At 45.5% G+C, this 14,616-nt stretch carries 14 protein-coding genes and 2 tRNA genes; 8 read left to right on the plus strand and 8 right to left on the minus strand.

Annotation, left to right across the window (positions count from 1 at the left end; all coding sequences use genetic code 11):
- Positions 1-2 precede the first annotated feature (2 nt).
- Positions 3-566 (plus strand): lipoprotein, encoded by a 564-nt coding sequence (locus PSI22_RS11940; RefSeq protein WP_273579940.1) that lies wholly within the window; start codon positions 3-5, stop codon positions 564-566.
- Between the two features lie 124 nt (positions 567-690).
- Here PSI22_RS11940 and PSI22_RS11945 read toward each other — a convergent pair whose 3' ends face one another.
- Both PSI22_RS11945 and ghrA read right to left on the minus strand, forming a co-directional pair.
- The gene (locus PSI22_RS11945) at positions 691-1,233 is read right to left on the minus strand and encodes a TorD/DmsD family molecular chaperone (protein ID WP_273579941.1); all 543 of its coding nucleotides are present in this window, start codon (positions 1,231-1,233) and stop codon (positions 691-693) included.
- A gap of 75 nt (positions 1,234-1,308) precedes the next feature.
- The gene (ghrA, locus tag PSI22_RS11950) at positions 1,309-2,250 is read right to left on the minus strand and encodes a glyoxylate/hydroxypyruvate reductase GhrA (protein WP_273579942.1); all 942 of its coding nucleotides are present in this window, start codon (positions 2,248-2,250) and stop codon (positions 1,309-1,311) included.
- Positions 2,251-2,561: 311 nt separating this feature from the next.
- Between ghrA and PSI22_RS11955 the strand changes: the two genes are divergently transcribed.
- Positions 2,562-2,651: transfer RNA gene (locus tag PSI22_RS11955), tRNA-Ser, on the plus strand.
- Positions 2,652-2,778: 127 nt separating this feature from the next.
- A tRNA-Ser gene (locus PSI22_RS11960) sits at positions 2,779-2,868 on the plus strand.
- 143 nt (positions 2,869-3,011) lie between these two features.
- On the opposite strand, the gene PSI22_RS11965 is transcribed toward PSI22_RS11960, so the two are convergent.
- Positions 3,012-3,803: a VOC family protein gene (locus tag PSI22_RS11965; protein ID WP_273579943.1), complete on the minus strand. Its 792-nt coding sequence runs from the start codon at positions 3,801-3,803 to the stop codon at positions 3,012-3,014.
- Positions 3,804-3,922: 119 nt separating this feature from the next.
- Positions 3,923-4,609, minus strand: coding sequence for a helix-turn-helix transcriptional regulator (locus PSI22_RS11970; protein WP_273579944.1), 687 nt, complete (start codon positions 4,607-4,609; stop codon positions 3,923-3,925).
- Between the two features lie 186 nt (positions 4,610-4,795).
- Between PSI22_RS11970 and PSI22_RS11975 the strand changes: the two genes are divergently transcribed.
- From PSI22_RS11975 to dauA, 5 genes are all read left to right on the plus strand, one after another.
- Entirely contained in the window at positions 4,796-5,419 is a 624-nt protein-coding gene (locus tag PSI22_RS11975; protein WP_273579945.1) for a CDP-alcohol phosphatidyltransferase family protein, read from the plus strand.
- A 9-nt stretch (positions 5,420-5,428) separates the two neighbouring features.
- The gene (locus PSI22_RS11980; protein ID WP_273579946.1) at positions 5,429-7,198 is read left to right on the plus strand and encodes a bifunctional alpha/beta hydrolase/class I SAM-dependent methyltransferase; all 1,770 of its coding nucleotides are present in this window, start codon (positions 5,429-5,431) and stop codon (positions 7,196-7,198) included.
- Between the two features lie 18 nt (positions 7,199-7,216).
- Positions 7,217-8,536, plus strand: a complete 1,320-nt coding sequence (locus tag PSI22_RS11985) for a phosphatase PAP2/dual specificity phosphatase family protein (RefSeq protein WP_442316496.1) — start codon at positions 7,217-7,219, stop codon at positions 8,534-8,536.
- A 13-nt stretch (positions 8,537-8,549) separates the two neighbouring features.
- The gene (locus PSI22_RS11990; protein WP_273579948.1) at positions 8,550-8,987 is read left to right on the plus strand and encodes a hypothetical protein; all 438 of its coding nucleotides are present in this window, start codon (positions 8,550-8,552) and stop codon (positions 8,985-8,987) included.
- A 161-nt stretch (positions 8,988-9,148) separates the two neighbouring features.
- Entirely contained in the window at positions 9,149-10,888 is a 1,740-nt protein-coding gene (gene dauA / locus PSI22_RS11995) for a C4-dicarboxylic acid transporter DauA (RefSeq protein WP_273579949.1), read from the plus strand.
- A 63-nt stretch (positions 10,889-10,951) separates the two neighbouring features.
- Here the strand turns inward: dauA and kdsA are convergent, their stop codons facing one another.
- From kdsA to prfA, 4 genes are read right to left on the minus strand one after another with little or no spacing between them, the layout of a single operon-like run.
- The gene (gene kdsA, locus PSI22_RS12000) at positions 10,952-11,806 is read right to left on the minus strand and encodes a 3-deoxy-8-phosphooctulonate synthase (protein ID WP_038195676.1); all 855 of its coding nucleotides are present in this window, start codon (positions 11,804-11,806) and stop codon (positions 10,952-10,954) included.
- Between the two features lie 58 nt (positions 11,807-11,864).
- Entirely contained in the window at positions 11,865-12,674 is an 810-nt protein-coding gene (gene sirB1 / locus PSI22_RS12005) for an invasion regulator SirB1 (protein WP_012988649.1), read from the minus strand.
- Complete coding sequence (gene prmC / locus PSI22_RS12010) at positions 12,658-13,518, minus strand: peptide chain release factor N(5)-glutamine methyltransferase (RefSeq protein WP_038195679.1); 861 nt, start codon at positions 13,516-13,518, stop codon at positions 12,658-12,660. Before prmC ends, sirB1 begins: the two co-directional genes overlap by 17 nt.
- The gene (gene prfA, locus PSI22_RS12015; RefSeq protein ID WP_273579950.1) at positions 13,518-14,600 is read right to left on the minus strand and encodes a peptide chain release factor 1; all 1,083 of its coding nucleotides are present in this window, start codon (positions 14,598-14,600) and stop codon (positions 13,518-13,520) included. The genes prmC and prfA overlap by 1 nt, the downstream gene beginning before the upstream one ends.
- Between the last annotated feature and the right edge of the window lie 16 nt (positions 14,601-14,616).

Below are 14,616 nucleotides of genomic sequence, written 5' to 3' on the forward strand. Positions count from 1 at the left end.
ATATGAAAAGATTTTTCTTAGGGGCAGCATTAGTGCTGGTAGGATTAGTCAGCGGCTGTGATCAATTTAAAGACTTCAGCATCAACGAAGGTCTGATGAATGATTATTTGCTCAAAAAAGTGCATTATCAGAAAAAAATCAGCATTCCAGGTATCGCGAATGCCAATATCACGCTGGGGGATTTATCCAGCCAAATAGGCCGCCAGGATCCTGAAAAAATTGAACTATCCACGCAAGCAAAAGTTCAACTTGCAACACTACTGGGTACGATTCAGGCTGATATGAAACTCACTATCAAAGCTAAACCCGTATTTGATGCAGAAAAAGGCGCTATTTTCGTGAAAGGGCTGGAAATCGTAGACTACCAGACAACACCGGAAAAAGCAGCGGCTCCGGTTAAGACATTAATTCCTTATCTGAATACCTCTTTGAATGAGTTTTTCGATACTCATCCGGTTTATGTTCTGAATCCAGAAAAAAGCAAGGCCGAGGCAGCAGCCTCACAATTCGCCAAAAGGTTGGAAATTAAACCCGGGAAATTAGTTATTGGGTTGACCGATAAATAATTTTTATCGTCATTGAAATAATAAGGGCAAATTATTAATGGATAATTTGCCTTTTATTTTATCAATTAGTGACCGATATACTCGCCTATTCATGACCTTCGGCTGAATTAATATCGTGACACTGTCACTCAGATTCTAATTCATCACGCAATGCCTGCAACGCTTCACGAGTGACAATCGCCAGCGTTCGATAAAAACCACTGGTTGCATGGGCTTCAACTTTACCGAGGAACTGCCCACACCAAGGCAAAAGATACTCATCAAACAACGTAATTTGTGCTTGGATTTCATCTTCAGCTGCCTGATCTTCCAGCCATGACACAGCCAGCAATAGAGAGCCGAACTGATCAGCAGGAATATCAGACAGTGGCATTCCCCGTTCTGTCAAAAACTGACGTACTTCACTTTCTTCTCCGTCAGTATAATCAGATCGACAAACAGCAACACTCGCCGATTCTCCGGTAAACAGAGCGTGATAATCGGCTGCCATCACTGACAATTCACTGTTTTGCTGTAAGCGATCCAGCCATTCATCCTGTTCCAAAGGCCATGCTTGTTTTAGTTTCCCCTCAGCAATCATGGTGATTAAAGGTTGCAGAACGGGATCTTGCGGTGCGCGGTTAAACAATGTACCCAATATGCGGCAGACAATAGAAAATTCGTTCATAACTTGATTCAATCCCAATAAATTATCAGATAGCGTTATTGTCCCTAATCGCCTGCCATGCTGTAAAGTAACTTGTTAATAGCCACGTATCCTATCAACGAGGCCAGTTGGCGTTTCGCCCCGGGCCATACGCCGGATATTTTCACAGATGACATCCATCGCAGCCTCAGGAATAGTGTTAGCAGCAATATGGGGAGTCACATTAATACGAGGGTGGGTCCAGAATGGATGCATATTTGACAATGGTTCTTCGGCAAACACATCAAGGGTTGCTCCTGCGATATAACCTTTATCAATAGCAACGAGCAGATCCTGTTCGACAAGCTGTGCTCCTCGCGCCAGATTAATCACATAGGAACCCGATTTTAGTTGGCTGAATAATGACAGATTAAGGATACCACGAGTGTCGGGAGTATCAGGGAGAAGGTTAATCAGCACCTTGCAACCAGAAAGAAAATCACTCAATTGCTCTTTACCGTAAAAACTTTCGACACTATCGAGTTGTTTTGACGTCCTGCTCCAACAACGCACATTAAAATCAAATTCCATTAATTTCCCAATCACACTTCGCCCTAATATTCCGGCCCCTAAAACCCCGATAACAAATTCTTTCCGGTTATGTGGAGCCATAGGGGCCCAAAGGCGCTGCTCTTGGTATCGTTTATATTCATCCATACGGCGGAAATAATGCAGCACTGAGGTAATGGCATATTCCTGCATCTGCCTTCCCATTCCTGTATCTTCGAGGCGGATCAGTGGAACATCGGCCGGTAACGTACCGGGATTTTTCGATTCTTGTTTGAAAATCGCATCGACACCGGCACCCAGTGCGAATATGCCTTTTAGCCCCTGACGATTGGCTAACATTTCATAAGGTGGCTGCCAAACTAATGCATAGTCTGCGGGCTCTTGATCACCACTGACCCATTGCCTCACTTTGGCATCAGGCAGACGTGCCTGAATTCCTTGAATCCACTCATCGGTATTAAAGGAAGGGTGAAAAAAAATGATGTTCATACAATCTTATTCCTTGTTATTTTTTGATAGGGTTAACCGATTGCTAAAATGGTTGCAAGCCTCTGCTGGAAAGCGAGGAATGAAAATATTAATAATGTTACCCAGTTAACATATTTAACACTGCATATTACAAAAAGCGTATCGGCTTTAGTAAATGACTATCGAACATTCAAATTGTTTTTTATTTGTGTAATCAGTCAAAAAGCCTGAAAAAATCGTTATAAGCCTGTTGACGCCTGCCCTGCTTTTCCCTATAGTAGCGCCCCGTTGCAGCGACGAAACCAAGTGATATCGCTACAACAACAAAATACGGTGAGGTGTCCGAGAGGCTGAAGGAGCACGCCTGGAAAGTGTGTATACGTGAAAACGTATCGAGGGTTCGAACCCCTCTCTCACCGCCATATTCTAAGAAAGAGCCTGAACACAATACTCAGGCTTTTTTGTGGTTACTCTTGATAGATCATTGAATCTATAATTTAGTAACCCTTGCGGAAAATCCCTGACAGGACGACCGCAGAAACAAAACACGGTGAGGTGTCCGAGAGGCTGAAGGAGCACGCCTGGAAAGTGTGTATACGTGAAAACGTATCGAGGGTTCGAACCCCTCTCTCACCGCCATCTTTCAAGAGAAAGCCTGAACTTATGTTCAGGCTTTTTCGCATTTATATTCCCCGAAGTATAGGTGAAAAACCTCGCAAGGGTTCACCTCATCTAATGGGAATGTCTTAAAGATTTATGGCTTAATTACACCTTGTTCTAGGCTAATCCAAAGGGCATACCCGAATAATATGGCCATCGGGATCTTCAGCAAGGAAAGTACGGCCAAAAACTTCGGTATGGGGTTCCTGTACTATTTTGATCTCAGGGTTCTTTCGCCATTCTTCAAAGCACCGATCAACATCTTTACCGGATGGCAGCATAATACCAATTTCAGAAAATCGCGGAATAGCACGATCAGGCTTTGCTCCTCCACTCCAAATAGCAAACAGTACTTCACCACCAGCAGGAAATGCAACATAACGGGAGCTGGCAAATATCGGTTCAGCATTGAAAATTGTTTTATAAAAAGCGGTTGAACGCTCGATATCAGAGACGTAAACAAGCTGAAGATTGGGCTTGGGAGATACTGTCTCAACGACAGATTTCAGCCTTAATACGGTTTCAACCAGATCTTGCGTACCTTGCTTAAAGAAACTTTCGGCCTGAACAGCGGGAATATTTGCATCAGGTTCAAATGAAACGGTCACCTGAATACGACACGCCATATTGTTTTCATCTGTAATAATTTGATGTCGGAATGTTAATATTCCCATTTGCGGGAGGTTAACCTGATCGGTGAATTCTTTATTCACTTCGATATTTGAAAGATAAAAGCGAATTTCCGGCATTCCACTTAATATCATTCTGCCGTATTGACCCGTTTTGACCTCCCCTTCAAATTGAAAATATTCAAGATCGACTTCCCATTTTTTCCGCAAATCAAAATCGACATAATGCGCCCAGATATGGGATGGTTTAGCGTTTACCGATGTAGAAAAATTGAGTGTTAACATGATAAAACTCCCACAGTTAAATGTATCACATTGAAGATTAAGCGAGCTTTTTAATACAGTAGAACAGCCCGCAGAGTATCAATGGTGAGTGACAATTTCTGTCAGTAGTCTTTATTTGGCTAACGAGAAATTTTTTCCATTGCTCTCCATTCTTTGAGCAATACTTGCCTTGAACGGGGGTAACATTGTTTTTCAATTTTCAAACGCATGATTCTATCTGATCTGAAATGACGAAATTCCTCACGTAATTCACACCATCCAATCACAATGCTGATATTTTCAAAATAGCCTAAGGCAAATGGCCATATTGTTCTTTCTGACGGGATGTCTTTTATATCCAAATAAGCGAAGGTGATTTTATGCCGGGTATTGATCGCCTGACGTATCTGCTGAATCTCGACAACTGGCTGAACCGTTGTCGCAGCAGGCCCGATCAGTAAGGAGCTTGCCTCCAACATTTGTTTCAATTCTGCTGGGATCACAGCCGCAATTTTGCTTATTGCATTATTTGCAGATTCTTTTAGTTGGGGGTCTGCACGTTTAGCCACCCAATTCGCGCCCAATGCCAACGCCTCTATTTCATTTTGTGTAAACATGAGCGGTGGTAACACAAATCCAGGCCTCAAAACGTACCCTATTCCCGGCTCACCTTCGATAATCGCGCCTTGAGCCTGCAACGATGCAATATCCCGATACAGTGTTCTTAAGCTGATATTCAATTTCTGCGCCAACACTTTTCCCTGAACCGGAAAGTGATAACGGCGCAATATTTCCATGAGAGATAACAAACGCTGTGCTCTAGACAATTCGTCCCATCCATTCAAGTTAACCGACTAATCAATCTCTAATAATACGCAACTATCATAATTTAATTGATTAAAAAGATAGTTTTTTGATCCTTTGTACAAGATCATTGTTATCTGATTGCCCTTTTAGATTTTTTATTTTATTAATAATGCTGATAAATTGACCTCTAAAGGACTTAGAGAAAAATGACCATATACGATTTAAAACCCCGTTTCCAAAACTTACTACGTCCTATCGTAATTTATCTGTATAAACAAAGGATCACCGCAAATCAGGTCACTTTGGCCGCGTTGTTCCTGTCAATCTTTGTCGGTTCACTATTGAGCCTATTTCCCTCGCCCCACCTCTATTGGTTGCTGCCTATTTTTCTTTTCATTCGCATGGCACTGAATGCCATTGATGGTATGCTGGCACGGGAACATAACCAGAAGTCTCATCTGGGCGCTATTTATAATGAATTGGGAGATGTCATTTCTGATGTTGCCCTCTATCTCCCCTTCTGCCTTTTACCTGATGTGAACAGCCTCAGTCTGTTAATTATTTTATTCCTCACTATCTTGACCGAATTCATCGGCGTACTGGCACAAACGATTGGTACATCACGGCGCTATGACGGCCCGATAGGAAAAAGTGACCGTGCTTTTATCTTCGGAGCTTATGGATTGATTATTGCGATTTTCCCTTCGGCCTTGGGCTGGAGTAGTTCTTTGTTTGCTTTCATGATCATTTTACTCTTGGTGACTTGTTATCAGCGCATTGCTAAAGCCTTACGTGAAATCCGGCTGGCTGAACAGTCACACTCCAAATGAGGCGCTAACATGACACCACAACTCGATCAACGTATTGCTGAAGAACATTATTTTACTACATCAGATAATGCTTCTCTGTTTTACCGTTACTGGCCACAGCAACAGGCCAATCCAGACAGAGCGATCATTATTTTTCACCGTGGTCATGAGCACTCAGGACGCATCCAGCATGTCGTTGACGGACTCGCTCTGCCTGATGTTCCTATGTTCGCGTGGGATGCCCGTGGACACGGTAAGACAGAAGGGCCGCGCGGTTACAGCCCATCCATGGGAACATCGATTCGTGATGTTGATGAATTTGTCAGATTTATTGCCACTCAGTACGGCATTGCCATGGGAAATATCGTGGTTATCGGCCAGAGTGTCGGAGCGGTATTAGTCTCTGCTTGGGTACACGACTATGCGCCGAAAATCCGCGCCATGATCCTCGCAGCACCCGCATTTGATATCAAATTGTATATCCCTTTTGCTACGCAGGGACTGCAATTGATGCAAAAAGCACGAGGTATTTTCTTCGTGAATTCCTATGTGAAAGCCAGGTATCTGACTCACGATGAAACTCGAATTGCCTCTTATAATAGCGATCCGTTGATTACCCGGGAAATCGCCGTCAATATTCTCTTGGATCTTTACCAAACCGCCGAGCGAGTAGTTAAAGATGCAGCCGCCATTACACTACCTACCCTGTTGTTTATTTCAGGCAGCGATTATGTAGTAAACAAAAAACCACAGCATCAGTTTTATCAGCAGCTAAATACCCCTATCAAAGAAAAACATGTGATGGATGGCTTCTACCACGATACATTGGGTGAAAAAGATCGCCATCTGGTTTTTGACAAAATCCGGGTCTTTATTGAGCGTATTTTTGCACTTCCGCATTATCAGCACGATTACAGCCGAGAAGATACCTGGAGTCATTCTGCCGATGAATTTCGAACATTAAGCACATCATTACCGTGTCTGTGTCCGAAGAAACTTAGCTATCAGTTGATGCGTAAAGTAATGAATACTCGCTGGGGCAGAACTTCCGAAGGTGTCTGCATCGGTCTCAAAACGGGGTTTGATTCCGGCTCCACATTAGATTATGTCTACCGTAACCAACCGCAGGGCAAGGGAATTCTGGGGCGAATGCTCGATAAGCATTATTTGAACAGCATTGGCTGGCGCGGTATACGCCAGCGCAAGATCCATATTGAAATGCTGATCCGCCATGCTATTCGCAGTCTACGTGAACAGAATATGCCTGTGCATATGGTTGATATCGCCGCCGGACACGGCCGCTATATTCTTGACGCAATCAACGATTTCAGCAAAGTCGATTCTATTTTGTTAAGGGACTATAGCGAAATCAATGTCAATCAAGGGCAGGCTTATATTGAGGAACGTGATCTGACGGATAAAATTCGTTTTGTTATCGGTGATGCCTTTAATGCTGAAAGCATCGCATCCATTACGCCAGCGCCGACACTGGGTATTGTATCCGGTCTCTATGAATTGTTCCCTGATAATAATTTACTCAGAAATTCGCTACGCGGCTTGGCTGATGTTATGACAGAAAATGGTTATCTGGTATACACCGGCCAACCGTGGCATCCACAGATTGAGGTCATTGCCCGTGTTCTTTCCAGCCATCGTGAAAATCAACCGTGGATCATGCGACGCCGTACTCAAGGGGAAATGGACGCATTGGTGGAAGCTGCCGGGTTTGAAAAAATGTACCAACTGACAGATAACTGGGGCATTTTCACTGTTTCGATTGCCAAGTGCGTTCATCGCTGATGAATAAATAAATATAAGATGGAACACCACATGCACTCTTCTCTCGATAGTCGTCGGCTCCTATGGCTGACAGGTGTTATCTGGCTATTGTTCCTGGCTCCGTTTTTCTTTCTTACTTATGGCCAGGTCAATCAGTTCACGGCACAAAGAGGCGATGTCGGCACTGTGATGTTCGGTTGGGAACATAACATCCCTTTTTGGTCATGGACGATTATCCCTTACTGGAGTATCGATCTGTTCTACGGAATATCGTTATTTATCTGTACTCATCGCCGTGAACAGTGGCTTCACGGCTGGCGATTAATGACCGCATCACTGATTGCCTGTGTTGGATTCCTACTGTTCCCCCTGAAATTTTCGTTCTCTCGTCCCAGCACGGAAGGCCTATTTGGCTGGTTATTTAATCAACTGACGTTATTTGATCTACCCTATAATCAAGCGCCTTCCCTGCACATTATTCTGCTGTGGTTGCTCTGGCTACGCTATTCAGCCTACGTGTGTGGTTACTGGCGCGGATTGCTGCATATTTGGTCAGTGCTGGTTGCACTATCGGTTCTGACGACCTGGCAGCACCATTTTGTCGATATGCTCACGGGTTTTGCCGTTGGTGTCATCATCAGTTACCTACTGCCAATTTCATACCGCTGGCGCTGGCAATCCAATCAAGATCGCTATGCGCGGAAGTTGTTCAGCTATTATTTGACAGGCAGTGCGTTGTTCGCGCTTATGGCATATCTGCTGGGTGGTAGTTTCTGGCTACTGCTGTGGCCTGCCGTATCATTACTAATGGTCGCACTGGGCTACGCAGGGTTAGGCAGCTCCGTGTTTCAAAAACAGCCAGATGGCCGTATGTCATTGTCTGCACGCTGGCTACTGGCGCCATACCAACTGGGAGCATGGCTCTCTTATCTCTGGTTCCGACGTAAAAGCGCACCTTTCAACCACATAACTGAAGGGATTATTCTCGGCAGCCTGCCTTCCCAACCCATCACAGCAGTCAGTGTTCTTGATATGACAGCAGAGTGGCACAGGCGATCTGATTCCCACACAGCAAACTATGTTTGCCAGCCGCAAATCGATTTACTACCGCTAGCACCTGAAGCGCTGCAATCGGCAGTTTGTACGCTGGATAAACTACGCCAGCAGGGAGATGTTTTCATTCATTGTACGCTTGGCCTGTCACGCAGTGCGATGGTGGTAGCAGCATGGCTACTGAAACAGCATCCTGAATATGATATCAACACTGTCGTCGAGATCCTGCGTAAAGCCAGACCGCATGTCACGTTCAGACAAGCACATCTCGATGCTCTGTCTCAATGGGCAAAAGGCTACCTATAACGGGGAACATAACATGCAGCCGGAAGATCTGATCAGCAAAGTGATTATCGCAACGTTAAAAAGCTGGCGCTTTATATCGGCACTATCTGCTTTTTCTATCCTGATCGCGACAGCAATGCTGATTGCTGTCTTCAACACTACCGCCTTAAACAACATTGCACTCTATGCCGTACTATTATTCACAACGCTGTACTGCCAATACTATTGTTGGCGCATTTGGCTTGACTGCCACTATTTTCAGATCCTCAATTCATCCCCTGAAAAAAGCGCCGAGTTCGATCAAACGTTATTGCTGATATTTAACAAGTTACCCCAATCACGGACACAGAATGATCGCTTTAACGGAGCAATCAAACTGTTAAAAAAGGCTACGATTGGTCTGATCCTGCAATGGATACTGTTTTTCCTGTTTCTGCTTACCTTGAAATATTCAGCCTTAATTCAGCTTTAATCCGATAAAGTCAGAACGTAACAATGCTACATTTTCTCGACTGTACTACTATTAACTAACTTTTAGACCTGTAACACCTTTATTGGGTGATAAAAGAGATACTCTTACATATTCTTTTTCAGCCCGTCATGCGGACGCCTTATTTTTTGGTTTTAGATTAAATGAATACTCGTAAAATTAATGGGATACGCCCATTTAGTGCGTTTATTGACTCATGCCTGAAGGAATCTTACTCTTTCCCCCGTTTTATCAGAGATATCATCGCTGGGATTACCGTGGGTGTCATCGCGATCCCACTGGCAATGGCTCTGGCGATAGGAAGTGGAGTTGCACCACAGTATGGCCTGTACACTGCCGCTATCGCCGGCATTGTCATCGCCATGACCGGAGGTTCACGTTATAGCGTTTCCGGCCCAACGGCGGCTTTTGTGGTGATCCTCTACCCTGTTTCACAGCAGTTTGGTCTGAGCGGCCTGCTTATTGCGACGCTGATGTCAGGTGTGATTTTGATTGTAATGGGATTGGCACGTTTTGGCCGACTTATCGAATATATTCCTATGTCTGTTACCCTTGGATTTACTTCCGGTATTGCCATCACTATCGCCACTATGCAGGTGCAAAATTTCTTTGGCCTGAAACTGGCGCATATACCGGAAAATTATATTGATAAGGTAATTGCACTTTCTCAGGCACTGCCTTCATTACAATTGAGTGATACGCTTATCGGGCTGGCTACGCTTCTGGTACTGATTTTCTGGCCGAAACTGGGAGTAAAGTTACCGGGTCACTTACCCGCTTTGATCGCGGGTACAGCTGTTATGGGCGCGATGCACCTGTTAAGCTATGATGTCACCACCATTGGTTCATCTTTTAGTTACACACTGGCGGATGGCACGCAAGGCCAAGGCATTCCCCCCATTCTTCCCCAATTTGTCCTGCCGTGGAATTTGCCCGATACACATTCTCTCGATATTAGCTGGAATACCGTATCGGCATTACTGCCCGCTGCGTTTTCGATGGCCATGCTGGGTGCGATTGAATCGTTACTGTGTGCAGTGATTCTGGATGGCATGACGGGGAAAAAGCACCATTCTAACGGTGAGCTGCTTGGCCAGGGGTTGGGCAATATTGCCGCCCCTTTCTTTGGTGGCATTACCGCCACTGCGGCTATCGCCCGTTCAGCCGCCAATGTGCGGGCAGGTGCGACTTCCCCAATAGCCGCTGTGGTGCATTCCCTGCTGGTATTATTAACATTGCTGGTTTTGGCTCCAATGCTCTCTTATTTACCACTGGCGGCTATGTCAGCCATTTTGCTGATTGTGGCGTGGAATATGAGCGAGGCACATAAGGTAGTGGATTTAATACGCCATGCGCCTAAAGATGACATTATTGTCATGCTTTTGTGTCTGTCATTGACTGTCCTATTCGATATGGTCGTCGCGATCACTATCGGCATTGTGCTGGCATCACTCCTGTTTATGCGCAAAATTGCCAATATGACTCGTATCAGCACGTCATCTTTAACAAGCGCGGAGAAAGGGTTATTGGTCGTACGAATTAACGGCCCTTTATTCTTCGCTGCCGCCGAACGTATTTTTGCCGAACTGAGAGAAAAAAGTGCTGATTATCAAACCATCATCATGCAGTGGGATGCCGTACCCGTTTTGGACGCTGGCGGATTACACGCTTTTCAGGGTTTTGTGCGCGAACTTGGCAAAGAAAAACATATCGTCGTATGTGATATTCCCTTCCAGCCATTGAAAACGCTGGCAAGAGCTAAAGTTATGCCGATTGAAGGAGAGCTGAGTTTTTATGCTACCTTACCCAAGGCACTAAGGGAGATGGAAGTTAATTACACACCTGAGATGTGTGCTTCTTCAGAAAAGATTCAAGGTCAGTAACAACAAGTCACCCTCTGCCAGCATAACTGGCAGAGGGTGACTAATGAAGACTAGCGTAGGAATTTATTTGCTCGTATCCAGTTCCGGGAAACTTTTCACCACGTCATCAATCGCTTTAATTTGCATCAGGAATGACTCCAGTTTTGCCAATGGCAAAGCAGACGGGCCATCACATTTGGCATTTTCTGGATCTGGGTGCGCTTCAAGGAACAGACCTGCGATCCCCACAGCCATACCCGCACGAGCCAGTTCAGCAACCTGCGCGCGACGGCCACCGGAAGCTGCACCTAATGGGTCGCGGCACTGTAATGCATGAGTGACGTCGAAAATGACCGGCGCACCTTGGGTAGCTTGTTGCATGACACCGAAGCCCAGCATGTCAACCACCAGATTGTCATAACCAAAGTTGCTGCCACGGTCACACAGGATCACCTGGTCATTGCCGCCTTCTTTGAATTTTTCAACAATATTGCCCATTTGCCCAGGGCTAACAAACTGTGGTTTTTTAACATTAATCACAGCACCGGTTTTCGCCATCGCTTCAACCAGATCGGTCTGGCGGGCGAGGAAGGCTGGAAGCTGAATTACATCCACCACATCCGCGACTGGTTGAGCCTGTGCAGGCTCATGCACGTCAGTGATAATTTTCACGCCGAAGGTTTGTTTCAGTTCCTGAAAGATTTTCATCCCCTCTTCCAGCCCTGGCCCACGATAAGAGCGGATAGAAGAACGGTTAGCCTTATCAAAAGACGCTTTAAAAACATAAGGAATGCCCAGTTTTTGTGTCACGGTGACATAGTGCTCACAAATCCGCATGGCCAAATCCCGTGATTCAAGGACGTTCATTCCACCAAACAATACAAATGGCAGATCATTTGCGACCTTGATATCACCAATATTAACCACTTTCTGTTGCATGCTTATACCTTCTCTTGTTAAGGGCAAATAAATTTGCTGTATCAATAAAAAAATAAACCTAATGCAGGACAATCAACCGCTGTTCTATGGTGTTAATTTGCATCTTTATCATTTCTGAGATAGGGTCCTCAGGGCAATGTTCGACAAAATAACTCAAATCCGAAACAGCAATATGATTGCAGTCGAGCTGGGCATAGATAAGCCCCCGATCGCGGATTTCATAGGGGTCATCGGGATCAAACGTCAGCACCACTTCGCTGGCCTTGAGCGCCAGTTCCATCTTTTTCTCTTCCATCAGAGAAACTTTGATGGTGTCAGTGATTTTACGCACAAGGCTGACATTATCGGCTTCCTGCAAATCCTGTTTTTTCAGACGAACAGTTGGGCCAATATTACCTTTTAACCAGACATCCAGCGTATGTTCATTCAGCGTATCCCCATTCAAGGGATTAATGAACCAAGTGGGCTGATCAAGCAAATCAATCCGCAATATCAGTTGGATTGGAAATATGACAGGCTGTACCGACAGCCCCAGCGCCTGAGCAATATGCGTAAACACCGTACCCAATGATACAGGTGAGCCTTGACGTGAATGGAGTAAACGATCCAGCCACAGGGTATCCGACAGACAATACACCCCATTAGCTCCACCAAACTTCCATTCCCGATAAAAAAGTGTCAGCAGCGAATCCAATTTCACTTTGGAATCGGTAATGGAGGAAAGCCTCTGCCGGGCTTCTTCAACCAATGCAGTTAGCTGCTCACTTACCAGAGTCTGAGGAAAATCAGGGCGGATAATTTTTGATACCAGAATAATACCGTCAATCAGGGGAGTATTATTGAATTCATAATTAACTATGGGTTTCATTTTTATTCCATCGACCTATCGTGATGCGTTCATTACCGCCATAATCCTGAAAAGTCGCTATCTGTTGATAACCCTTCTCTAAAAATAGGTTTCTGACAACGGTTCCCTGTTTCCAGCCATGTTCCAGCAATAGCCATCCATTTGGTGACAGGAAATGGCGCGCCTGTCCCACAATTGCCTGCAAATCCGCCATGCCATTTTGTGCAGCGATCAATGCAGTGGCTGGTTCAAACCTGATATCCCCTTCTTGTAGATGAGGATCACGCTCATCTATATACGGAGGATTGCTGACAATCATATCAAATTGTTGGTTACCCACTGCTGCAAACCACTCACTTTGCAAAAAATTCACATTGTGAATGGCCAGTTTTCCGGCGTTTTTTTCAGCATTATGTTGCGCCAGCATCACAGCATCAGAATTGATATCAACCCCCGTCACATAACAATCATTCCGCTCACTTGCCAATGCCAGTGCAATCGCCCCCGTCCCCGTCCCCAGATCCAGAATCCGGGCTGGAGAATCAGGCAATAATTCCAATGCCTTCTCCACCAGACATTCAGTATCAGGGCGCGGGATCAACGTCGCTGGCGATACGGCAAACGGCAGTGACCAGAATTCCCGTTCACCAATAATATAAGCTACCGGCTCTCCCTGAATGCGGCGCACCAGCAGGCTATCAAGTTGATGCAATTCTTCCGATGAGATTAGCGTTTCATCAAAAGCAATCAGATAAGTACGGGAACGCCCTGTCACGTATCCCAACAAGATTTCCGCATCACGCTTAGGGCTGTCACTTTCAGACAACTGCGTAGCCGCATGTTGTAGCCAGCATTGGTAATTCATTAATCCTGCTCTGACAGCGCAGACAGTTGATCTGCCTGATATTCGATAATGATCGGCTGAATAAGCATATCCAGTTTGCCTTCTATCACTTCATCAAGGCGGTATAACGTCAGATTGATTCGGTGATCAGTCACACGCCCCTGTGGAAAGTTATAGGTGCGATTACGATCTGAACGGTCGCCGGAACCCAGTAAATTACGGCGTTCAGAGGCTTCCGCTTCTTGACGCTTATGCATCTCAGCAGCACGGATACGAGCCGCCAGTACAGACATCGCTTTTGCTTTGTTTTTGTGCTGGGAACGCTCATCCTGACATTCCACTACGATCCCCGTTGGCAGATGGGTAATTCGAATCGCAGAATCAGTGGTATTGACGTGCTGCCCACCCGCACCGGAAGAGCGAAACGTATCTATTTTCAAATCACCTGGGCTGATGTCCGGTAATTCAGCTTCTGGAATTTCTGGCATGACAGCCACAGTACAGGCAGAAGTGTGAATGCGCCCCTGAGATTCCGTTTCCGGTACACGCTGGACACGATGACCGCCTGATTCAAATTTCAAGTGACCATAAACCTGATCACCCGAAACTTTGGCAATCACTTCTTTGTAGCCACCATGCTCGCCTTCGTTGGCGCTTATAATCTCTACTCTCCAGCGGCGGGCTTCCGCATAGCGGCTATACATGCGGAACAAATCTCCTGCAAATATCGCGGCTTCATCGCCACCGGTTCCTGCTCGAACTTCAAGGAAACAGTTGCGCTCATCATCCGGATCTTTCGGCAACAGCAGTAGCTGTAGCTGCTGTTCCAGCTCTTCATTACGAATTTTTGCCTCCCTGAGCTCTTCCTGCGCCATTTCCCGCATTTCGAGATCGTCAAGCATCATCTCCGCTGTCTGTAAATCCTCCTGAACCGTTTTCCAGGATTTGAAACAATGGGTCACATCGGTAAGTTGAGCATATTCCTTTGACAATGCACGGAAACGATCTTGATCAGCAATAACACTGGCATCACCGAGGTGAACCAAAACTTCTTCATGGCGTTCTTGCAATGCTTCCAGTTTAGCGACAATAGAAGGCTTCATTCGTAATATCAGACCT

This window comes from Xenorhabdus aichiensis (assembly GCF_028598775.1).
GTDB lineage: Bacteria > Pseudomonadota > Gammaproteobacteria > Enterobacterales > Enterobacteriaceae > Xenorhabdus > Xenorhabdus bovienii.

Bases quoted from the DNA above. Each gene is read 5' to 3' on its own strand.
- PSI22_RS11940 (WP_273579940.1), top strand. From the start codon at position 3: ATGAAAAGATTTTTCTTAGGGGCAGCATTAGTGCTGGTAGGATTAGTC.
- PSI22_RS11945 (WP_273579941.1), bottom strand. From the start codon at position 1,233: ATGAACGAATTTTCTATTGTCTGCCGCATATTGGGTACATTGTTTAAC.
- ghrA (WP_273579942.1), bottom strand. From the start codon at position 2,250: ATGAACATCATTTTTTTTCACCCTTCCTTTAATACCGATGAGTGGATT.
- PSI22_RS11965 (WP_273579943.1), bottom strand. From the start codon at position 3,803: ATGTTAACACTCAATTTTTCTACATCGGTAAACGCTAAACCATCCCAT.
- PSI22_RS11975 (WP_273579945.1), top strand. From the start codon at position 4,796: ATGACCATATACGATTTAAAACCCCGTTTCCAAAACTTACTACGTCCT.
- PSI22_RS11980 (WP_273579946.1), top strand. From the start codon at position 5,429: ATGACACCACAACTCGATCAACGTATTGCTGAAGAACATTATTTTACT.
- PSI22_RS11985 (WP_442316496.1), top strand. From the start codon at position 7,217: ATGGAACACCACATGCACTCTTCTCTCGATAGTCGTCGGCTCCTATGG.
- PSI22_RS11990 (WP_273579948.1), top strand. From the start codon at position 8,550: ATGCAGCCGGAAGATCTGATCAGCAAAGTGATTATCGCAACGTTAAAA.
- dauA (WP_273579949.1), top strand. From the start codon at position 9,149: ATGAATACTCGTAAAATTAATGGGATACGCCCATTTAGTGCGTTTATT.
- kdsA (WP_038195676.1), bottom strand. From the start codon at position 11,806: ATGCAACAGAAAGTGGTTAATATTGGTGATATCAAGGTCGCAAATGAT.
- sirB1 (WP_012988649.1), bottom strand. From the start codon at position 12,674: ATGAAACCCATAGTTAATTATGAATTCAATAATACTCCCCTGATTGAC.
- prmC (WP_038195679.1), bottom strand. From the start codon at position 13,518: ATGAATTACCAATGCTGGCTACAACATGCGGCTACGCAGTTGTCTGAA.
- prfA (WP_273579950.1), bottom strand. From the start codon at position 14,600: ATGAAGCCTTCTATTGTCGCTAAACTGGAAGCATTGCAAGAACGCCAT.